The sequence below is a fragment of the Chryseobacterium sp. MYb7 genome (genome assembly GCF_002979455.1).
Taxonomy (GTDB): domain Bacteria; phylum Bacteroidota; class Bacteroidia; order Flavobacteriales; family Weeksellaceae; genus Chryseobacterium.
Genome location: NZ_PCOU01000021.1, coordinates 74,179 through 94,778, shown reverse-complemented (window position 1 = coordinate 94,778; position 20,600 = coordinate 74,179). Strand labels below are relative to the sequence as shown.

At 35.1% G+C, this 20,600-nt stretch carries 18 protein-coding genes; 7 read left to right on the top strand and 11 right to left on the bottom strand.

The window, feature by feature from the left end; all coding sequences use genetic code 11:
• Positions 1-182 precede the first annotated feature (182 nt).
• The 6 genes from CQ046_RS16455 to CQ046_RS16430 all read right to left on the bottom strand — a co-directional run bounded on the left by CQ046_RS16455 (position 183) and on the right by CQ046_RS16430 (position 7,389).
• Entirely contained in the window at positions 183-704 is a 522-nt protein-coding gene (locus CQ046_RS16455) for a hypothetical protein (protein WP_105703323.1), read from the bottom strand.
• A gap of 471 nt (positions 705-1,175) precedes the next feature.
• Positions 1,176-2,753 carry a DHA2 family efflux MFS transporter permease subunit gene (locus CQ046_RS16450; RefSeq protein WP_105703322.1) on the bottom strand — a complete coding sequence of 526 codons (1,578 nt, stop codon included), beginning with the start codon at positions 2,751-2,753 and terminating at the stop codon, positions 1,176-1,178.
• Positions 2,754-2,894: 141 nt separating this feature from the next.
• A complete protein-coding gene (locus tag CQ046_RS16445) occupies positions 2,895-3,998 on the bottom strand; it encodes an HlyD family secretion protein (RefSeq protein ID WP_105703321.1) in 1,104 nt (367 codons plus the stop codon).
• A 16-nt stretch (positions 3,999-4,014) separates the two neighbouring features.
• Positions 4,015-5,331 carry a TolC family protein gene (locus CQ046_RS16440; RefSeq protein WP_105703320.1) on the bottom strand — a complete coding sequence of 439 codons (1,317 nt, stop codon included), beginning with the start codon at positions 5,329-5,331 and terminating at the stop codon, positions 4,015-4,017.
• The gene (locus CQ046_RS16435) at positions 5,315-5,941 is read right to left on the bottom strand and encodes a TetR/AcrR family transcriptional regulator (RefSeq protein WP_228406978.1); all 627 of its coding nucleotides are present in this window, start codon (positions 5,939-5,941) and stop codon (positions 5,315-5,317) included. Before CQ046_RS16435 ends, CQ046_RS16440 begins: the two co-directional genes overlap by 17 nt.
• 329 nt (positions 5,942-6,270) lie before the next feature.
• The gene (locus CQ046_RS16430) at positions 6,271-7,389 is read right to left on the bottom strand and encodes an ATP-binding protein (protein ID WP_105703318.1); all 1,119 of its coding nucleotides are present in this window, start codon (positions 7,387-7,389) and stop codon (positions 6,271-6,273) included.
• Between the two features lie 418 nt (positions 7,390-7,807).
• Here CQ046_RS16430 and mdlD point away from each other — a divergent pair, with 418 nt between their 5' ends.
• The 4 genes from mdlD to CQ046_RS16410 all read left to right on the top strand — a co-directional run bounded on the left by mdlD (position 7,808) and on the right by CQ046_RS16410 (position 12,283).
• Entirely contained in the window at positions 7,808-9,127 is a 1,320-nt protein-coding gene (gene mdlD / locus CQ046_RS16425; protein WP_105703317.1) for an NAD(P)-dependent benzaldehyde dehydrogenase MdlD, read from the top strand.
• A gap of 196 nt (positions 9,128-9,323) precedes the next feature.
• Entirely contained in the window at positions 9,324-10,637 is a 1,314-nt protein-coding gene (locus CQ046_RS16420) for a hypothetical protein (RefSeq protein WP_105703316.1), read from the top strand.
• Between the two features lies 1 nt (position 10,638).
• Positions 10,639-11,229: an LPS export ABC transporter periplasmic protein LptC gene (lptC, locus tag CQ046_RS16415; RefSeq protein WP_089690214.1), complete on the top strand. Its 591-nt coding sequence runs from the start codon at positions 10,639-10,641 to the stop codon at positions 11,227-11,229.
• 10 nt (positions 11,230-11,239) lie between these two features.
• On the top strand, positions 11,240-12,283 hold the full coding sequence (locus CQ046_RS16410) for an anhydro-N-acetylmuramic acid kinase (RefSeq protein WP_105703325.1): 1,044 nt from the start codon (positions 11,240-11,242) through the stop codon (positions 12,281-12,283).
• Positions 12,284-12,437: 154 nt separating this feature from the next.
• Here the strand turns inward: CQ046_RS16410 and CQ046_RS16405 are convergent, their stop codons facing one another.
• Positions 12,438-13,715, bottom strand: a complete 1,278-nt coding sequence (locus CQ046_RS16405; protein WP_105703315.1) for a hypothetical protein — start codon at positions 13,713-13,715, stop codon at positions 12,438-12,440.
• Between the two features lie 9 nt (positions 13,716-13,724).
• Complete coding sequence (locus tag CQ046_RS16400; RefSeq protein ID WP_105703314.1) at positions 13,725-14,288, bottom strand: hypothetical protein; 564 nt, start codon at positions 14,286-14,288, stop codon at positions 13,725-13,727.
• 244 nt (positions 14,289-14,532) lie between these two features.
• On the opposite strand from CQ046_RS16400, the gene CQ046_RS16395 reads away from it, so the two are divergent.
• Together CQ046_RS16395 and CQ046_RS16390 are read left to right on the top strand one after the other, a co-directional pair.
• Positions 14,533-15,435, top strand: a complete 903-nt coding sequence (locus tag CQ046_RS16395) for a helix-turn-helix domain-containing protein (protein WP_105703313.1) — start codon at positions 14,533-14,535, stop codon at positions 15,433-15,435.
• Between the two features lie 163 nt (positions 15,436-15,598).
• Positions 15,599-15,841 carry a hypothetical protein gene (locus CQ046_RS16390; protein WP_105703312.1) on the top strand — a complete coding sequence of 81 codons (243 nt, stop codon included), beginning with the start codon at positions 15,599-15,601 and terminating at the stop codon, positions 15,839-15,841.
• A 50-nt stretch (positions 15,842-15,891) separates the two neighbouring features.
• Here CQ046_RS16390 and CQ046_RS16385 read toward each other — a convergent pair whose 3' ends face one another.
• Positions 15,892-16,281 carry an orotate phosphoribosyltransferase gene (locus tag CQ046_RS16385; protein WP_105703311.1) on the bottom strand — a complete coding sequence of 130 codons (390 nt, stop codon included), beginning with the start codon at positions 16,279-16,281 and terminating at the stop codon, positions 15,892-15,894.
• 498 nt (positions 16,282-16,779) lie between these two features.
• Between CQ046_RS16385 and CQ046_RS16380 the strand changes: the two genes are divergently transcribed.
• Positions 16,780-17,388: an NUDIX hydrolase gene (locus tag CQ046_RS16380; RefSeq protein ID WP_105703310.1), complete on the top strand. Its 609-nt coding sequence runs from the start codon at positions 16,780-16,782 to the stop codon at positions 17,386-17,388.
• 70 nt (positions 17,389-17,458) lie between these two features.
• Here the strand turns inward: CQ046_RS16380 and CQ046_RS16375 are convergent, their stop codons facing one another.
• Together CQ046_RS16375 and gldJ are read right to left on the bottom strand one after the other, a co-directional pair.
• Entirely contained in the window at positions 17,459-18,730 is a 1,272-nt protein-coding gene (locus CQ046_RS16375) for a UDP-N-acetylmuramoyl-tripeptide--D-alanyl-D-alanine ligase (protein ID WP_105703309.1), read from the bottom strand.
• A gap of 153 nt (positions 18,731-18,883) precedes the next feature.
• Positions 18,884-20,485 carry a gliding motility lipoprotein GldJ gene (gldJ, locus tag CQ046_RS16370; RefSeq protein WP_105703308.1) on the bottom strand — a complete coding sequence of 534 codons (1,602 nt, stop codon included), beginning with the start codon at positions 20,483-20,485 and terminating at the stop codon, positions 18,884-18,886.
• Positions 20,486-20,600 lie beyond the last annotated feature (115 nt).

Sequence of the window (20,600 nt, the reverse complement as noted above, 5' to 3'; positions counted from 1 at the left end):
TTAGGATATAAAACAGCTAAAAGACGCATCGCTATGGAACTTCGGGATATGATTACCGCAATTCTAATAATATTTGCGGGGGGTGATCCTGCAAAAGTCTTCAAAACTTAAAACATAAAAAATGGTCGGAAATTTCTTCCGACCATGACTAGACTAAAATCCGCTTTTATTGATATTTGATCTTACTTTTCTGAGATAATGATATGATAACTGCAAGAGCTGTCCGGATCGAGCTTGAGTACTTTTATTTCAAGTAAAACATCCAGCCCCATAGTATCGCAAACGCCTTGTATGAAAGGTTTGATGACTGGCCATTTCAGCAGACCCGCGATCTGCAGGCTTTGGGTGATTTTATGGTAACGGTCTACTCCTTTAATCAGCAATTCACATTTATAGTCATTTAATTCTTTAAAGTCAAAGTTATATTCGGGACTGGATGTAAAAACTGCTCCTATCAATATTTTTGCTACAGCCGGAATTCCGGGCTGCAGACTAGGTTTTGCTTCAAGGTTCCTTAATGCCATTCTTGATCCAAGATCATACATAAAAGTGCTGGAAAGCTCTTCGATAGCTTCTGCTCCGTAAAGTTTTCCGATCTGTTTGAGCATCCCTCCGTAGAAAGCTCCTGTAATATCAGAGAGGCGCTGGGTAAGCTCTGTAAAAGTTCCGGGAAAGAAATCTGCTATAATCTGAGCCTGATTCATTTCAGGAAGATAAACATCATTTTTTCTGAAATCTGATAATGCCAGGTAAGTTTCCGCAATTGAATTTGATTCATATGTAATAAGTTATTAGTTTGAAAACAAGGTTAAATTAAGTAATGAGGTGAAAAACAGTACTTCATACAGTCTTCGGAAATGGGAAATTGTCTTTCATGAATATAAAAAACAAAGTAAAAAAAGCAGCTCAGTAAGTTGATATTAACAACCGAATTCAGATAAAATCCGGTACGGTACTCAGGTAAAGCTTGTTTGAAAAGGCTGTGGAGAGATGAGGGAATCTATTCATATTTTTTCATTTGGTATTGTAAAGCTAGAAAAAATAAATAAACTCTCCAATAAGTGATATTATTTTTTATTGAACAAAATAAAAACTGAAAGATATTGTCTTCTATTATTTTACGACAGAAATAACAAAAAAAACCTTCGAGAATTTCGAAGGTTTTATATTAAAATTTAGTGCATTGCTTCACTCAAATCTATTTTTTCTTTGCTCTTTCTTTCTTTTACGAGTAAGATAAACGGAATACATATCAGGAATACGATTCCGAGATAAAGAAATACATCCATATAAGATAAGACCGTTGCCTGTTTGGTTACAGACATATCGAGCATTTTATAAGCTGCATTCATTGCTGCATCAGGTGTCATTCCCTTTGCTACAAAACTGGCTTTAAGAGCTGCGAGCCTTTGCTGAACTTCAAAACTGTTTTCGTCCAGGTGGGAAATCAGATTATTCCTGTATTTCTGGCCTGCATTGGCAATAAAGGTTGTGATGGCTGCAATCCCGAAAGATCCTCCCAGCTGTCTCATCATCCCTGTGAAGGCTGCTCCCTGACCAATCTCCTGCCCTTTCAAAGTACTTAATGACAAAGAGGTGATTGGAATAAACAATAGTCCTAAACCTGCTCCTCTTACGATCAGCATCCAGAAAAAGGCATCTTTGCTGGTATCCGGAGTTAGAATTTTGTATCCCCAGAAACTATAAACAAAGAAGATGAATAGTCCTAATGAAACCAGAATTTGTTGTTTTGCCCCTTTTGCTAAGAGCCTACCAATAATAGGCATCATAAAGGCCGTTGTCAATGCAGCCGGAATCATCAATGCTCCTGACTGAAGTGCCGTCCAGCCCAAAATACTCTGGGTATACAAAGGAACAATGAACGTGGAACCATACAATCCAAATCCAAGGACGAAAGACATCATGGTTCCGATTCTTAAATTACTATTTTTAAGTACCCTAAGCTCAACAATTGGATATTTAAAGGTAAGTTCTCTCCAAAGGAATAATATAAATCCTAAAACAGCAGCCACTGTAAAGGCTACAATCATTCCGCTGGCAAACCAGTCTTCTTCGTGACCTCTTTCCAAAATGAACTGTAATGAACCTACTGTTACTGCCAGTAATCCAATTCCAATCCAGTCTACATCCGAGACTTTACGTTTTTCTGCATATTTCGGACTTCTTACAAACTGCAGCGTCATCAAGGTTGCTGCAATCCCAATCGGAATATTAATATAGAAAATATAGGGCCAGCTGAAATTATCAACAATATATCCTCCAAGAGGCGGACCTAAGGTAGGACCGATAATTACTCCCAAACCATAAATGGCCTGAGCCATACTTCTTTTTTCAATCGGATAAGATTCCGTAATGATCGTTTGTGAAGTTACCAATAAGGCTCCCCCACCGATTCCCTGCATCAATCTGAAGAACACGAGTTCCCAAATATTGGTCGCATTTCCACATAAAAATGAAAATATGGTAAATATAATGATGGATGCCGCAAAGTAATTTCTACGCCCAAACTGCTGGGAAAGCCAGCTCGTCATTGGTACTATAATTACGTTACCAATGGCATAAGCCGTAATTACCCATCCCACTTCTGAAAGTGTAGATCCAAGATTCCCCTTCATTTCATTCAAGGCAACATTTACAATCGTGGAGTCTACAATTTCAAGAAGGGCACAAAGGATAGCAGTAATCGTAATGATCACTCTACGCGCTCCATATTCTACTAATGAATCTTGCATAAGTTTTTTTCGATGTAAAAAATCAATGGTGAATTTTGTTTCACAAGTGAATAGTAAATTTTAAAGCTTCTCATTTTAATTGACAGCAAAGCTGATTCACTATTGACAACGAAGTTCATTGACTTTTAACAGTTTTAAATGTTATTTCAAAGCAACTTCTGCCTTCACGTTCATTCCCGTTCTTAATCTTTTTGAAATATTTTTGTCAAGATTTACAAAATCGATTTTTATAGGAAGTCTCTGAACTACTTTTACGAAGTTACCACTCGCATTATCCGGAGGAAGAATAGAGAAAGTAGCTCCTGTAGCCGGAGAGAATGAGCTTACCACTCCTTCAAATTCCTGATCAGGGAAAGCATCAATCTCAATTTTCACTTTTTGCCCTTCTACCATTTTATCTACCTGTGTTTCCTTAAAGTTAGCTACAACCCATTTCTGGTCGTTTTTAACCAAAGCAAACAGCTGTGATCCTGCCTGCAGATACTGACCTGCCTGTGTAGATACTTTCCCTACATGTCCGTCTTCAGGGGCAAGGATTACGGTATATGATAAATTCAATTTTGCATTTTCTACATCTACTTCTCTTTGTTTAGCAACAGATCCGGCAACACTGATTTGTTGTGAACTTGCAGCCGTTTGAGAAGAAGCAATATGGGTTTGCTGAGCAATTTGATTTCTCTGATCAACTAAAACCTGTAACTGCCTGTCTGCAGATTGTTTTGCCGCTAAAGCCTGCTCATATTGCTGTTCTGTGATGGAATGGTCTTTTACAAGATTAGCATATCTCTTCAAATCCTGAGAAGTTTTCCATACATTTACTTTTGCTGCTTCGATCTGAGCATTGGCAGTTACTACTGCAGCCTCTGAAGAACCTATATTTTTTGAAGTAGCTGTTGTAGTAGCTTCTGCATTGGAGATATTACTTCTAGCTGTAGATAATGCTGCCTGAGCCTGTTCAAGAGCCATTTTCTGATCTCTGTTATCCAAAATCACCAAAGTATCTCCTTTCTTTACAAACTGGTTGTCTTTTACTTTTACCTGAGCTACATATCCTGAGATTTTAGAAATTACCGGTGCCATATTGGAAGCGATTTGAGCATCGTCAGTCTCTTCATGATACTGTCCGTAAGTAAAGGCTCTGTAACCGTAGATCCCTCCTCCGATCACTACTGCCGCTAAAATGATAGGAAAAACTAAACTTTTTTTCTTTTTAGGTTCAGCTGCCTGTGTATTATTATTTTCCATTTTGGTTTCGATCTGATTATTTAATTGTTAAAGTTCCTGTTGTCTGTAATAGTTTTCTGTATGCTAGTGCAGCATCTGCCTTAGCATTGATAACGCCTACGTTGGCTGCAATCTGAGCTGCATCTGCATCCAGTAATTCTGTCATGGTTGCAAGACCGTTGTCGTATTTATTTTTTGTAATTCTGTAATTTTCATTAGCCTGCTCAGCAGATTTTTCGAAAACAGCAATTCTCTTTTTTGAGTAATCTGTGTTCTGATATTCTCTGTTCACATCAAGCTTAATGTTGTCATTCAATAATTCGTCGGTAGCAGCAAGCTGTTTTTCTCTTGCCTGCGACTGTCTCAATGAAGAATTTTCTTTCCAAAGGTTGGATAAGTTATAAGAAACTCCGATCCCTACATTCACAGCATTATATATAGTAAGAAACTTAGGAATATCTGCTGCTACATACCCTCCTGTAAATGCAATAGAAGGAAGGTTCTCTGCTTTTGCTGCTTTTGATCCCAGTTCTGCTGCTTTTCTCTGTTGTGCTAAAGCCTGTAAATCCTTACGGTTTTCTCTTGCCTCAGAAACATAAAAATCAACAGGTTTTACATCTGTTCCTTCTTCTATATAGTTTTCATCTACTGCAAGTTCTGTAGTTTCAGGAAGACCCAATAAAAGGTCCATATTGATATTGGCAATATTGTAGTTATTTTTAGCCTCCAATAATTGAAGTTCAATATTTGAAGTCTGAAGATTGGCCTTTAATCTGTCATTTCTTGCAATCAAACCATTATTTTCCATTTTAAGGAAAGTTTCATCTCTTTTTTGAGAAGCAGTAAGATTTTCTTCAAAAACTTTGATAGACTGATTCGCTTTGAATAAGTTATTATAAGCCTGAGCAACATTATAAGCAATAGCAATTTTATCATTCTCAGTGCTTAACTTAGATGCTTCTACCAGATATTTCGCTGATTGAATACCATACTTGATTTTTCCTCCGCTGTAGATAGGAACACTAAGATTAGCTGAACCATAAAGTACCTGATGTACTTCCGGACCACCTGCTCCGCCTGAAACACCTGGAAGTTTGATATCAACATTAGGTTTTATAGGAAGATACATATAGCTACCTGATACTTTCAGCTCCGGTAACTGTCTGTTTTTAGCTTCCAAAAGATCAGCTGTAGCCTCTTCGATCTTGGCTGCATCGATCTTGAGATTCTTGCTGTTCTGGATTCCCAGCTGCACAGCTTCGTCAAGAGAAAGTGTTTTTTTCTCCTGAGCATTTGCATTTGCTATTCCCACGAATAGTGATAATGCAATCACTGAGTTATTTATTCTCTTCATAACCTAAAAGGTCTTTTAGTAAATATTTAATGTGTTTATTAAGTTCTGTATAGTATCTTTCATCAAAAGCTTCCTCATCTTCTGTTTCATTCAGGAATTCTTTATACATTTCTTTCGCATTGAAAGCATAGAATAAAGTTCCGCTTACTGTGGAATGAAGAAGATAAATAGGTGGATTTTTGGTAAAAATTCCATTTTTAAGACCGCTTTCCAATATTTGTGAATACATAGAAAGAAATCCCATTTTAATTTGCTTCAAAAATTCTACAATCTGAGGATTCTGAGTATGCAGCTGCTCCCTCTGCATAATCCTGTAAAAGCATTTTTGAGTCCTGATCTTGTTAGAAAACTGATCAATTACTTTTTCAATCTTCTGCCATTCATTGATATCTGTTCTTCCCAAAAGATCTTTTGAAAAAAACTGACCTTCGTTCATTCTGTATTCCACTAATTTCTCATAAAGTTTTTCCTTAGAGCCAAAATAATATGAGATCATAGAGATATTTACATTAGCCTCCTTTGCAATTTCCCGGGTGGAAGTTCCTTCAAACCCCTTTTCGGCAAAAAGCTTCTCGGCAGCGAATATTATATTTTCTTCTTTTGAAATCATGTTAGTGTTCATTTTTCAGGGCGCAAATGTACACAAGTTTTGATTCAAATCAAACGATTGATTGATTTTTTAATATAGATTTAATTTATCGTAAAGAAAAGACGTTTTCTATAATAGATGCTGAAACCGCAGGAAAGGCACTTTTTAATAAAACAAACCTTAATAAAAGTTCATATTCATTTAATATTCGGGAAAAACTTCTACGACGAAATTTTAGTTTTAGATCGGCTTAAGATTAAAGCATACATAAAAAAAAAGCAAAAGTAAACACAATATGATAACCTGCTAATGATAAAAATAAAAACTCCGGCTGTAACCGGAGCTTTATTTTATGTGCTTTTATGAATATATCTTGATAATTTTATTCCCAGATCAGTCCAGACAATTTTAGGATTTCCGTTTCTGGTAAGGTGCAGATCCGCAGCGTTGATTTCCTCTAAAATACTTTCAATATTGGCTCCGCTGATAAATTTGGAAAATCCGGCCCAATTAAATCCATTAGCATCTATTTTTTTATACACAAGATTTTCAGACTGATAGTTCTGAAGGAGTGCCAGCCTGAAAATTTCAGAGCAATAGTTCAGGAAATTTTTCTGTTTTTCTCTGTTCCAGCCTGCAATTTCTCTTGCCCAAACAATAATGCTTCTAAGATATTCCGGCTTCTTTTTTACCATAAAAGCATCTCTTACCCACTGTACAAAAAGCTTCTCAAATTCATTGCTTTTGTCTCCGGAATTCAACAGTTTTACAGCCTCATTAAGGTCTCCCTGCGCTTCATGAATAATCTCTCTCATCTTTTCTTCTGAAACAGAAAAGTTCTTTTTGAGATGAATTTCAATATCTTCATCCTCTATTCTTGGGATTTCTACAATCTGCGCTCTGGAAAGAATGGTAGAAAGAATATCATTGGTGCTTTCTGCCGTAAGAAGAATGATGGTTTTGGCCGGTGGTTCTTCTAAAAATTTCAGAAATTTGTTGGATGCCGCAATATTCATCTTGTCAGCTCTCCAGACAATCAAAATTTTGGTTCCCCCTTCGTAACTTTTCAAAGAAAATTTTTGATTCTGGTCGTCAATTTCGTCTGCAGAAATAAATAGCTGTTTATTTTCTGATTCTAAAAAAGCCGTCCAGTCATCATAGCTTGCATAGGGTGAAGCCAGAATCATTTCTCTGAACTCGTCAAACTTATTTTTGCTTAAAGAGTTTCTGTTATCTGTAAAAACAGGGAAACTGAAATGCAGATCCAGGTGATTGAGATGTTCTACTTTCACTGCAGCGTGTTCGTTTTCCCGACTTAGGATCTCTTTGGCATATGCCAAAACCATAGGCAGTGTTCCGTATCCCTCTTTCCCTACAAAAAGCTGGGCATGGCTCACTCTGTTTTCGGCAATGCTTTCTCTAAGAAGTTTTTTCAGATTTGTCTGTCCGGCGATGTTCTCCCAATTCATGTTTCAAAGATAAAAAATCTTATTTCATTTCATAAAATTAAGTAGGCTTAAAATGGATAAAAATATAGATCTTACATTTCGAATGCTGTTTAAACTTATATAACATAGAATATATATTAAACCATTAAGAAGGAGTTAAGATATAAAGTATAGTTAGATAAAATATTCTGATTTTTAAGCTTAAAGCAAAGCTTATCTTCATATTCTTAACACCTTCATACAATCTTAATGGTTCAAAATAAAAGTTTAAATGTAAATGCATATCTATATATTATAGGAAATATCAATAATAAGTTTAGAATAAAATCCAAAATTAAATTGCGCAAAATTTAATTTTATACAATAAATTTACACCGTGAAATTATTTGTAAATTGATTACCATTTCACACCAATTTCAAATATTAAAATTGTAAACCAATGGATAAAGACCTGGAACAAAAAATCAAAGACATATTTCAACAGCAGAAAGCCTTTTTCAAAACCAATCAGACTAAAGATATTGAATTCAGAAAAGCACAGCTAAGGAAATTCCGTGATGTTTTTTTACAGCATACGGATGCACTTTGTGAAGCTTTGGCTATCGATTTGGGGAAAAGCAGAAAAGAAGCGGAGTACGTGGAAATTCAAATTGTGATCAGCGAACTTGATGATATGCTTGAAAATATAGATGAATGGGCAAAACCAACTTCTGTCCCTTCAAAACCTCATCCGTCAGGAGCTGAAGTTCAAAGTAAAATAACGTATCAGCCTTATGGAGTTACTTATATTATAGGGCCTTTCAACTACCCAGTTCAATTGACATTCAGTCCGCTTATCGGAGCTTTAATTTCTGGAAATACAGCCATCATAAAGCCTTCTGAAAACACACCACACGTCGCACAGGTTCTTGAAGATATTGTAAAAGAATCTTTTGATGAATCGTATGTCTCGGTTATTCAGGGTGCAATTGAAGAGAATACCTTATTATTAAGCCTGCCTTTTGATTATATTTTCTTTACAGGAAGCCCAAATGTTGGAAAAATTGTGATGAAAGCAGCTGCAGAACAGCTAATCCCTGTTACTCTGGAACTTGGAGGAAAATCTCCAACGATTGTTCATGAAAATGCTGATCTCGATAAAGCAGTGGCAAGAATCTCTTATGGAAAATGGATCAACTGTGGGCAGACCTGCGTGGCTCCAGACTATATTTATATTCATGAATCGATAAAAGATGTATTTATTGAAAAATTTAAGGCGAATCTGAATACCACTTATGAAGGAAATTCTTTGGGGAAAATCGGGAAAATTATAAGTCTGAATCAGATCAAACATCTTGCAGGTTATCTGGAAGCAGCACCGGAAAAGGTAATCTACGGAGGAAAATATGACCTTGAAACCCGTCATTTTGAAGCCACATTAATGGATCATATTACCTGGGATGATCAGGTGATGCAGCAGGAAATTTTCGGGCCTATTCTTCCCATTATAACCTATAACGATATTGAAGAGGCTTTGGAAGAAATTAACAACCGTCCTAAACCTTTGGCATTATATGTTTTCACGGAAGATCAGAAGCTTGCAGATTATGTTTTAGACCACACTATAAGCGGAGATGCTGAAATCAACAGTGCTATTATTCATGTTGGTTCGCATTATTTACCTTTTGGAGGAGTAGGAACATCGGGAATGGGGAAATACCATGGCAAATTCAGCTTTGAATGCTTTAGCCACAGTCGCTCTGTTCTTCAGGTAAAATAATTACAGAAACAATACCCGTATAAACTTAAGACTGTTCATCATAGAACAGTCTTTTTTATAAAACAGAATTGATATTTTTATGAGTGAATATTTGCATTTTTCTTGTAAAGAACAGCCCTTAACAAACTTTAACCACATATAATTTTTACAATTCATTAATATTTAAGATATTTGCGCATTGTTTTAAAAATAAAGAATGAAAAAAATCTTTGTAGTATCATTCATATCAGTTGGATATTTTCTTAATGCACAGAGTCTAAGCAACTCTCCGTATGCAACTTATGGAATTGGGGATGTGAAATATGATAATACGATCGAGACTACTTCTATGGGAGGTATATCAACTGCTTTTATAAGTGATTTTACCAGTAGTTTCAATTTTGCCAACCCGGCAAACAACGCCAATTTTGAACTTACGAGTATCAGGCTGGAAGCTACCAATGAAAACAATTATTTCAAATCGAATTATAACGATATGAAATCTACAAAGCATTCTACGTATCTTTCCGGTATTTCATTGGCTTTTCCATTATCTCCTAAAGTAAAAATGGGAATCTCTTATCAGCCATATAGTTCTAAAAGCTACGATATCGTAACTGAACAACTTAATGCAGATAAGACTCCTCTTTATAGAAATAACTTTAAAGGAAGTGGAACTTTGAACACCGCACAGGTAGCAGTTTCCTATAAAATCAACCAGGAACTTTCTGTGGGGGCAAGAGCTAACCTTTATTTTGGTGATCTTAGTGATCTTAACGAATTCCGTGCTTATAATGCTGCCACTGGCAGTTATGCTGGTGAATATGTGAACGGTTATCAGACTAAGAACAGAATCAGAAACTTTAATTTTACGCTTGGTACAAGCTACCAGACTTTAAATACACGTACTGACAAGAAATTTACAGTAGGTGCTACTGCTACTTTTGGTAACACCAGTAATATGACTACTGAGTATACCAACAGTACATACAGGTATGCTGACGCTCAGGAAACCACCAAGGTGGATGGATCAGAAACCATCATAGATCAACAGAATACGAAGTCTAAGAACCTTCTTCCATTCCAGGCATCCGTAGGGGTTGGATATGGAAGCGAAAACCACTGGTTCTTCTCAGGACAGGTAGATTATAAGAAGGGAGAAGACATCTCTTATTTTGGTAAAACTTTTGACTTTCAGGATACATACAGGATTTCTGCAGGTGGATGGTATCTTCCTAACTATAACAACTTCAGAAGCTACTTCTCAAGGGTAATCTATAGATATGGAGCCTTCTATGAAAGAGGAAACCTTAAGCTGGAAGGAACAAGTATCAATAAGTTCGGTATTTCTGCTGGAGTAATGCTTCCATTCAAAAACAGTAGTATCACCAGAATGAGTGGTCTTGAAATAGGATTGGAAGTTGGGAAAAGAGGAACTCTTCAAAACAACCTGATCAACCAGAATTTTGTTAATCTGAAAATCGGCTTTAACTTTGCTGATAAGTGGTTCAGAAAGACTCTCTATAACTAGAATGAATTTTTCAGAAAAAATATCATATAAAAATATAGCATGCCTTTTTAGTTGTGCTATATTTTTTATATTGACATCCTGTGAAGAGGATCTTACCAAAAGAAACGGCAGTCAGAGTAAAAACTTCCCTTCACAGATCATCAACAACGCCAATATTATACAGCGTGATTCCGGCTTTGTCACTTTAAAAGCCAAAGCACCCATCATTGAAAAGTACGAACTGATTGACAGCCCTTATGTAGTGGCCAGAAAAGGAATTGACATTGAGTTTTTTGATAAAAAGAAACCTAAAGTTCCAGGAAGGATTACAGCCAAGTACGCCCGTATTTTTGAATATAAAAAATTCTATGAAGCTAAAGGCGATGTAAGAATTAAAACCAATGAAGGGCAGAGATTTGCTATGCAGAGTATTTATTGGGATCAGAAAAAGAACAGAATCTATACTAAAGATACCGTATATGTCACCATGGAAGACGGTTCTACTCTTGTAGGTGCCAATGGAATGACTGCAAAAGATGATTTCTCAGAATATACGTTCTATAACAACTCAGGAGATTTCAGTTCGAAAAGAATTTCTGAGAATAAAAAATAATTCCAAAATAATGAAAGCTCTGGCTATTGGACTCATGTCCGGGACAAGTCTGGACGGTTTGGATATCTGTCTTGCTGAATTTGAAAAACAGGACCAATGGATCTTTCAAATCCTGAAAGCCGAGACCCTTCCCTACTCTGAAGACTGGGAAAATAAGCTTAGAAACTCCATTCATCTTTCTGCTGAAAATTTACTGGAACTGCATTCTGATTATGGCTTTTACCTGGGTCAGCAGGTTAGAGAATTCATTGATAAGAATAAGCTTGAAAATATTAACCTTATTGCATCTCATGGCCACACCGTTTTTCATCAGCCTAAGAAGAAATTCACCCTTCAAATCGGTGACGGCAGAGCAATTAAAATTGAAACCGGATTACCTGTCATTTATGATTTCAGAAGTCAGGATGTCCTGATGAAAGGGAATGGAGCTCCACTGGTTCCAATAGGTGACGAATTGCTTTTCCCACAATACGATGCTTGTTTAAACCTTGGTGGATTTTCCAATATTTCCATGAAGTCAGATGAGAAAAGAATTGCTTTTGATATTGCTCCGGTTAATATTGTTTTGAATTATTTAGCCAAAAAATTCCAAAAAAACTTTGATGAAAACGGAAAACTTGCTGAAAAGGGAAGAATAAATGAAACTTTGCTGGATCAACTTAATGCATTGGAATTCTATCAGCAGCCCCATCCAAAATCTTTGGGAATAGAATGGTGTAATGAACATATCTTTCCCGCTCTTGAAAACATAGAAGCTCTGGATGCTCTTGCTACTTTTACAGAGCATACGGCTCAGCAGATTGCCAATATCATCAATGAGTATAATATAAAAGACATCCTTATTACCGGAGGAGGTGCTTACAACTCTTTTTTAATTGAAAAAATAAGAGCAAAAACAACATCTGAGGTTATTATCCCTGAAAAGGAAATTATCAATTATAAGGAAGCACTGATCTTTGCTTTCATGGGGGTTCTGAGAATGAATAATGAAATCAATGTGCTTGCATCTGCAACCGGAAGTATCCATGATCACAGTTCAGGAATTTTGGTATAAATGAGCTTCTTCCATCCTGCTATAAAAATAAGGAATCATTTTGTCGGGGAAATATTTACAATTGGCTGTATTGATAGTGAGAAACTTATGATTATTTGGAATTTCAAGTAGTCATTAAGAAATTTTGGGGTGACTATTCTGTAATCTCATTTCTTTATTTTAAAAACATTGTATTCATTTGGTTAGAAATAATGCATTCCAAATAACATTTTAGTACCGAAACTGTTATTACATTACTATAAGCTGAAGTAGTTGCTGCATTCAATGTTGAAGTTACTTTTCTACGATAATAAGTAGTTTGGCTAATTCCTGACGGTACATCATAAGTTGCTGTATCAGCACCAGATATATTGGTAAAATTGATATTGTCAAAGGAAGATTCCCATTGGTAAGATAAATTACCGGATCCCATTGCTGAGGCTATCTCTACAAAAGCTGCAGGATTATTTATACTCCCTGTACAAAAACTTTGATCTGAACCAATTTGTCCACCTAAGACATAATTTACCCTTAATATTGCTTCATCTGAAATACCACTAAACCGACAAGTTCCAAATTGGGACTGTGCTGTAAGTCGATATTTATTTAAGTCAATACTCCCAGGAGCATTATTAATTTGGAGATTTTCAGTATTTACTCCAGCGTAAACAGAATTATTCGATAAATTAATCCATCCATTTCCTATATTAACCTGCCACTGATAAGTAATACCGGAAGGAATCCCATTACCTGAAACAATGCTAGTCTGCATATTTGTACTTGCCCCTTCTAAAATTGTCTTATCAGAAGGCTGAAGATTAAAATTCAAATTTTGTAATCTGTAAAATTCCGAAAAAATATTATAAACTTTGATTTCTGAAAAAGTAAAACCAATTCCTGCCAGCTCCTTTGTTTCTATCTCAATTCTGTCCCATTGTGCCGGAGGTATAAATTTCACTAATTTTCGGGCCGCATTTCCTCCAAAATCAATGAAAAATTTTCCTCCAAGACTTTGTCGGCTAACAAAATTACTCCCATTATAAAATAACACATTGACATTATCAATAGTAGAATTAAAATTAAACCCCTGAGCTTCAATATCAATATAAATGGGTTTATTTGCCGAAAATTTGATCCCATCATTTCGGTATGCAGCCAAAAACATACGACAATTTATAGCCGCGCCTACCCCTATATATAACCTTCCATAGGAGTTGATATTAGTATCAACCATACGAGATGGATTTTCAGCTACTCTCCCGATTCTTCCCAAACATATTCCAGGATTTAGAATTGTCCCGTCAGCTCCCCTGTCTGCTCCAAACTGGTTAACATTCAAAAGTCTGCCACAGCCTATAGAAGGAAGTTCAAGGATAGCCTGAGCTTTTAGCCTTTCCAGCAATAAGGATAAGACTAGGATTAAGTATAGGATCAATATCTTTTTTTTCATCATTTATTTAAGTTATTTAATCACAAAAACAATATTTATATAAGAGCAGGCCCTTGCAACAGCAGTAACTTGGTATGACATTATCCCATTGGTATTAATAGATACATTTGAAAAAACCGAAGGATCATAATCTGTTACATAATAATATAAATCTGTTGGAGATGTGAAGAAAGGAATTTGAACAGGAGCTCCACTACTTGCCACTTTTGGAGTAGAAAACTGATTTTTATATAGATTGTACAAATCAAGTGTTCCCGGCCCTGTTACTGATGTATTAATATTAATGGAGGGCATGTAAAAAAATTTTACAATATTTCCACTGATACAAATCCAATTAGGAGAAGTTGGTGTTCCTGTATTTTGGCTCAAACATTTTTTATTCACATCGTATATCAATAATCCTGTTGCCGGCTGAGAGATTCCTGAGACATTGCCGATACGGGGAATCAAAGCTCCTTTATTTGCAGAAAAGATATCCAGTGCCGAACTAAGATCGGGTTTAGAAGTATTTATTCCTACTTGAGAATACACTAAACTGAAAAACAAATTTGTAAGAAGTAGTAATGCTTTTTTCATTATGTCATTGAATATAGTTGATTCATGTTTTTTCGCATGTTATAATTAAATCTTTATAACATGCCAAAATTAACAGGTAACAACAATACGGACGTTGTCAAAAATTCGCTACTAATTGTCAATTTGGTTATTCATTGAATCCTCAAATAAAAAATACAAAAAGTATGGAGGAATTTTAATGATACTTTGGTAACTTAGATTTGTCTTTAATAGCTAACTTTAAAGTTTAACGTTGCATTAAAATATGGTTCATCATATTACTATAAAGGATATTACATCTGTTGTTGATCCTACTTGGAACTCCAATGAGTATTTTATTTCCAATGGTGAGCCCAGTTCTGAAATATATCCAGATAAAGTACGCACCAATTTTTATTTGCTGTTTCATATCGTACAAGGGTGGATGGATGTAAATATTAATGACGAGTATACTATACGGGTTATGCCAGATATGATTCTGGCCATTTCTCCGGAGATGATTTATCAGGATATTGCATGTAGTGAATCCTATATTGCCCATGCCATATGTTTCACCAAAGATTTTCTGTTAAATAATATTGCCAGCATCTACACACTGGATACATTTAGCTTTTTCTCTTATGGCATGAATCCTCTTATAAAACTAAAAAAAAGTCAACAGAAGAATATTGCTCAATTGTATGATATGATGAAAGTGAAAAGATACCATATGGGTTCATATACTCATTTAGATCTTATAAGAGCTCTTTTTTTCTCCTACCTTTATGAAACTTTAATTATCTATAAAGAAAATGACATAGAAGTTAGTACGAATCCCTTAAAAGTATCTGTTAAGCAAATGGATGTTTATATGAAATTTAAAAAAATGGTATCCGAACAAGCTTCACATGAAAAAGATATAAAGTTCTATGCCGACCGGCTTTCGGTTACGCCTAAACACTTAACAAAACTGATAAAAAGTATTACAGGACAAAGTGCAAAAAAAATCATTAATGATACATTGATATTAATTTCCGGATATAAACTGAAAAATACAGATGCAAGTGTTTCCAAAATATCAGAAGAACTTAGTTTCAGTGATTCTCCATCTTTTTGTAAGTTTTTTAAAAAACAAACCGGATTAACTCCTCTAGAATATAGAAATACATATTCAGAAAGTTCAATATAAACAATATTTAGCGAGTTCTGAACAATTCATTTGCTAAAAATAAACGCTAATTTTAATCAAATTATTAAGGCTACTTAATAAAACATACTGAAGGTTACAATTATGTGTTTTAAACACATAACAATATCCATAATATTTTAATTAAATAATAGAAAGATAAGTTATGACACCATTAGATTATTCAGAAGAAACATACTCTGTTTATTTTGAAATATTTCCTACTGTTAAAGAGGATGTAAAAAAAATCATTGACAATTATATTGGAGAAGATCGTTTTATTGTAGAAAAAGAATATGGCTTAGTTTATAAGGTAGAAATCCAGTCAATTCCAGAAATTGTACGTGAGCTTACTACTAAAAATCATGCAATTTATGGAGTTATTCCTGATTACATTTTTCAAGATTAATACCAGTAAGATTTTGTCACAAAAAAACCTTCAAATTGAAGGTTTTTTTATTATTTATAAGCCTCGATTTTATCGGTAAGCGTATTGATAAAGTTCTGTAGTGGTTTTTCAACCATCATTTTGATGAATGGGTTGAATTTCCCTTCGAATAACATCTGAACTTCAGTCTGGTTATCATTGATTGGGTTTAAAGTCGCCGTCAATGAGAAATCCAAACTAGAGCTTGCAGATTTTAAAATCGCTTTGTGATCATCCACTTCGTCTATTTTTAAAGCAATTTCCGGCATTCCCTGTAATCCGAATTTAAATCCGTTATCTCTGGTTTCAAACTTCTGAAGACCGTCCGGCATAAAATCCTTATAATTTTCTGGGGATTTCAACAGCTCACTAAGTTCTTTAGATGATTTATTGACAATAATCTTTCGTCCTTCTAAATTCATTTCTTATTTTTTATAATTAAATTCTTAACTCTTACAAATGTATAAAGTTTTTGTGCATAAATACTTCAAACTGATACTCAATATTTTATTTATTACATAATTTTCTGATCATAAAATATCCGACCTAAAAAACGCTGAAGTAAATTTTCCATTCGGAAATCTGACGAAAAACGGCACGCATACGTTTATCTCCCTAGCAAAATTATAAAAAAATCTACAAAGACACCCACTAAAACATACTTTTGAAATATAATCTCAAAGCTGGAAATTCTTTCATAAAAACATTTTCATACATTCATATTTAAAATAAATAATGAGAAGATTTTTCCTTCTGACTCATGAGTGAATAGATAAAATAAGCCTGCATTAATGTTTAGTTTTTATGACAATTTTATATATTTGTGAGTGATTGTAGTAAAAAACAGTAAAAAAATCATTTTTTATTGTTTCGAAAAGCAACAAATCACTGATAATCAATTCTAAAACCTACTATATAAGATGTATAAAGTTTTTGTGAACGAAAAAAAATTATTAGTGTCTAAACATCCTGAAAATCTTGAAAAAGAGCTTAGGTATGAAAGCTTCACAACTTTAGAAATAGCACTTGATCTTCTGGAGAATACTTCTGTGCAGGAACTTAATGTCTATGGAGAGAATCTGGATGAGATCTGGCAGGAATTCCAAAAACTTTTCAGAATTATAGAAGCGGCAGGAGGACTTGTGAATAAGCCTGATGGTAAAATTCTTTTTATCAAAAGACTTGGTAAATGGGATCTTCCAAAGGGCAAAATGGAGAAAGGAGAATCCAGAGAAGAGTCTGCTGTAAGGGAAATAGAAGAAGAAACAGGCCTGAGCGATGTAGAGCTCGTAAAGTTCATCAATACTACTTACCATATTTATATTGAAAGAAATGGTGAGAAAATCCTAAAATGTACTCATTGGTTTGAAATGAATTTCGATGGAGAAGATACTTCCAAACCACAAATAGAAGAAGGCATTACTGAAGTTGCCTGGAAAACGACATCAGAAATTGAGAATGAAGTTTTTCCAAGTACATTCAAAAATATTAAACTGATCGTAAAAGAATTCTGGGAAATAAAAAACTAGGATCCTAACGGCTAGAATGAAGAAAGGAGGCTGGAAGTTATCATTGAAGAACCTCCAGCCTCCTTTTTTATTACAAGAAGTCAATCAGCTTTTCCAGGGCAATTCCTCTGGATCCCTTCAACAAGATGTTTTCGAACTGAATTTTATTTTGTTTTAAATATTCTATCAGCTCTCCTGTATTTTCAAAAGCAAGTTCTGAAGGATTAACTGCTTTAAAATGTTTTCCAACCGTAATAATCTCATTGAAATGAAGATCCTGAGCCAGTTTCAGGATGTTTTGATGCTCTTTTTCGCTTTCATCACCCAATTCCAGCATATCTCCGATAATAATGGTTTTACTGCCTTCAAAACTGATAAAGTTATTCAATGAAGCTGTCATCGAACTTGGGTTGGCATTGTACGTATCCAGGACCAAAGTTCTCCCCTCTTTTTTCACCACCTGAGATCTCATATTGGTGGGTGTGTACAGTTCCAGAGCATGTTTTATTTTTTCAAAACTGATTCCGAAGTGAAGTCCAAGGCTTGCAGCTGCACAAAGATTTGTGAAGTTATATTCTCCTGTCAGTTTTGTAACTGCTTTCGCTCCCTGATACATCAATCCTACAAAATGTTCCTCTGAAAAAGATTCAAAATTGTAATCTGAGATATCTTTTCCAAAAGTAATTTTAGGCGAATAGTTTTCAGTTTTCTCTATCTGAATAGGATCATTTTCGTTAACAACAATGGTTCTATGATTATTTTTAAGGTAAGCATACAACTCAGACTTTCCTTTAATTACTCCTTCAAAACCACCGAATCCTTCCAAATGAGCTTTTCCAAAATTAGTAATATATCCGAAATCAGGCTGACAGATGGTACACAAAAATTCTATTTCTTTCTGATGATTGGCTCCCATTTCAATCACAGCTATTTCGTGTTCTGGCTTAATGGAAAGGATTGTCAAAGGAACTCCGATATGATTATTCAGGTTCCCAAATGTATATTGCACATTAAATTTTTCTGAGAGAACAGCATGAATCAGCTCTTTTGTTGTAGTCTTTCCATTACTTCCCGTAAGCCCTATAAAAGGAATAGTAAGCTTACTTCTGTGATAAAGAGACAACTGTTGCAAAAACTCAAGGGTAGACGGAACATAGAAAATATTTTTATCTCTGTTTTCAAATTCCTGGAGTTCAACAATCACTGCCAAAGCGCCATCATCAATGGCTTTTTCCGCTAAAGTAGCTGCATTGAAATTTTCACCGGAAAAGGCAAAGAAAATATCATTCTCTGCTATTTTTCTGCTATCAATGGTCACTTTTGCAGCCTGCAGAAATAAGGGATAAAACTGTTCTATATTCATTTGGAAATATATATATTTTTTTTAGAAGTTACATGCAATCACCAAATCCATACGGGTATTTTAGACTTTTTAGCCAAAGTGATTTCATGAGTCAAAAATAAAAAAACCTTCCGAAAGTTCGGAAGGTTTTTTATAAGTATTTTTTGATAAATATTATCTTCTAGTTCTACTCTTATCGTTAGTTCTAGCATCCTGTGCAACACGGAATCCTACCCAACCATAAGCTCTGTTTTGATTTTTATATCTTCTTTGTCCCGGATCCAGCCAATAAGCTGTATCCTGCCAAGAACCACCTTTTACTACTCTCACCTCGTTAGAGATTCCTGAAGTTCTATCTTTAGTATCTTTCTGTAACTTTACTCTACCCGTTCCGTCTACAACAAAGCTTGTCTTAGGAGCGTTATACATGTCGAATCCAGCAGCAGAATCAGAAGCTCTGTAATATTCTAAAGAAGATTGTCTGTCACCGTCTCTATAGTTTCTATAGTCAGCAATAGTCTGTCTTTCGAATTGTCCAGGAAGCCCTCTGTAAACTAATCTTCCATCAGCCAAAGTATCATACTTGATAGTTCCTTCGTCGATCATTTTGTAAGTACCGTCTCCGTTTCTTACGATCGCCTGAGGCATATTTCCTCTATAGTAGTTGAAATCGTTGTAATCTTCATCAATGATAGGTCTGTAAACATCAGCAGTCCATTCTGCAACGTTACCATACATACCATAAACACCAAGATCATTAGATGGATATTGTCTTACGTCAGACGTTTGAGCTGATCCGTCATTTTTCCATCCAGCGATACCAGAATAGTCCCCTTTACCCATTTTGAAGTTTTCAAGGAACATTCCTCTGTCTCTTCCTTTAGTACCTCTTAATCTTTCGATTTCAGGTTTTTTACCTAGGTATTGGTTGTATTCTCTGTTTTTAGCCATTCCAAGAGCTGCATATTCCCATTCTACTTCAGTAGGAAGTCTGAACTTCTGTACCATTGCAGAATTTGGAGCTCTGTTAGCTGCAAGCAATCTCTGGTTTGTAGTTTTCATACCAGTTTTTTGCTGCATTCTTTTCTCATTAATATATCCTTGCATTTCAGGATCATTCGATTTGAATTTATCCATGTTGAATGCAGTACCTCCTTGGTTGTTGGATTCATTGATATACAAATCTTTGGCAATAATACCAGCCTGCATCAAAGCTTTTTCATTCGCTCTGTCTGACAGCCATTCACAGTATCTGTTTGCCTGAGTCCAGGAAACCCCTACAACAGGATAGTAATCGAATTCCGGAGAACGCAAATACGTTTCGTTATAATCGTTTCTTGCTAATTTGTTGTCCCATAATAAGGTATCCGGTAAAGCACCGTTATAGATTTCCTTAAAACTAGGATCACTTGGTGGAAATACATACTTCAACCATGTAAGGTATTCACGGTATTCGTAGTTAGTAATTTCTGTTTCTCCGATAAAGAATGAACTTACCTGCATTCTGCGCGGTGTGTTATTCCAATCGTGCATAACATCATCTTTCACTAATCCCATTGTAAAAGTTCCACCTTCTACATATACCATTCCAGGCCACCCCTTCTGCTTTTGTTGCTTTCCTGCAAAAAACCAACCTTGTTTTTCGTTTGGTTTCCAACCCGTTTTACTGACAAATTTTTTGGTACCGCCACCTTTGCTGGTTCCTGATCCGCCACAGCTGGTTAATGCAAGTGTAGAACTTAATGCTATTAATGAAAACAACTTTAGTTTTTTCATAGTCGATATAAATATTTTCAAAGTACAAAGAAAAAATAAATTATTCAATAAATCAAGTAAACATTTGATTTTTTTGAAAAACGTTAACAAATTAATTTTATTGTATCACAATTTA

Coding starts and splice junctions, on each gene's coding strand:
- CQ046_RS16450 (WP_105703322.1), bottom strand. CDS start 2,753: ATGCAAGATTCATTAGTAGAATATGGAGCGCGTAGAGTGATCATTACG.
- CQ046_RS16385 (WP_105703311.1), bottom strand. CDS start 16,281: ATGAATTTAGAAGGACGAAAGATTATTGTCAATAAATCATCTAAAGAA.
- CQ046_RS16390 (WP_105703312.1), top strand. CDS start 15,599: ATGACACCATTAGATTATTCAGAAGAAACATACTCTGTTTATTTTGAA.
- CQ046_RS16430 (WP_105703318.1), bottom strand. CDS start 7,389: ATGAATTGGGAGAACATCGCCGGACAGACAAATCTGAAAAAACTTCTT.
- CQ046_RS16375 (WP_105703309.1), bottom strand. CDS start 18,730: ATGAATATAGAACAGTTTTATCCCTTATTTCTGCAGGCTGCAAAAGTG.
- CQ046_RS16445 (WP_105703321.1), bottom strand. CDS start 3,998: ATGGAAAATAATAATACACAGGCAGCTGAACCTAAAAAGAAAAAAAGT.
- CQ046_RS16380 (WP_105703310.1), top strand. CDS start 16,780: ATGTATAAAGTTTTTGTGAACGAAAAAAAATTATTAGTGTCTAAACAT.
- CQ046_RS16410 (WP_105703325.1), top strand. CDS start 11,240: ATGAAAGCTCTGGCTATTGGACTCATGTCCGGGACAAGTCTGGACGGT.
- CQ046_RS16400 (WP_105703314.1), bottom strand. CDS start 14,288: ATGAAAAAAGCATTACTACTTCTTACAAATTTGTTTTTCAGTTTAGTG.
- CQ046_RS16440 (WP_105703320.1), bottom strand. CDS start 5,331: ATGAAGAGAATAAATAACTCAGTGATTGCATTATCACTATTCGTGGGA.
- CQ046_RS16455 (WP_105703323.1), bottom strand. CDS start 704: ATGAATCAGGCTCAGATTATAGCAGATTTCTTTCCCGGAACTTTTACA.
- gldJ (WP_105703308.1), bottom strand. CDS start 20,485: ATGAAAAAACTAAAGTTGTTTTCATTAATAGCATTAAGTTCTACACTT.
- mdlD (WP_105703317.1), top strand. CDS start 7,808: ATGGATAAAGACCTGGAACAAAAAATCAAAGACATATTTCAACAGCAG.
- CQ046_RS16405 (WP_105703315.1), bottom strand. CDS start 13,715: ATGATGAAAAAAAAGATATTGATCCTATACTTAATCCTAGTCTTATCC.
- CQ046_RS16420 (WP_105703316.1), top strand. CDS start 9,324: ATGAAAAAAATCTTTGTAGTATCATTCATATCAGTTGGATATTTTCTT.
- CQ046_RS16395 (WP_105703313.1), top strand. CDS start 14,533: ATGGTTCATCATATTACTATAAAGGATATTACATCTGTTGTTGATCCT.
- lptC (WP_089690214.1), top strand. CDS start 10,639: ATGAATTTTTCAGAAAAAATATCATATAAAAATATAGCATGCCTTTTT.
- CQ046_RS16435 (WP_228406978.1), bottom strand. CDS start 5,941: ATGATTTCAAAAGAAGAAAATATAATATTCGCTGCCGAGAAGCTTTTT.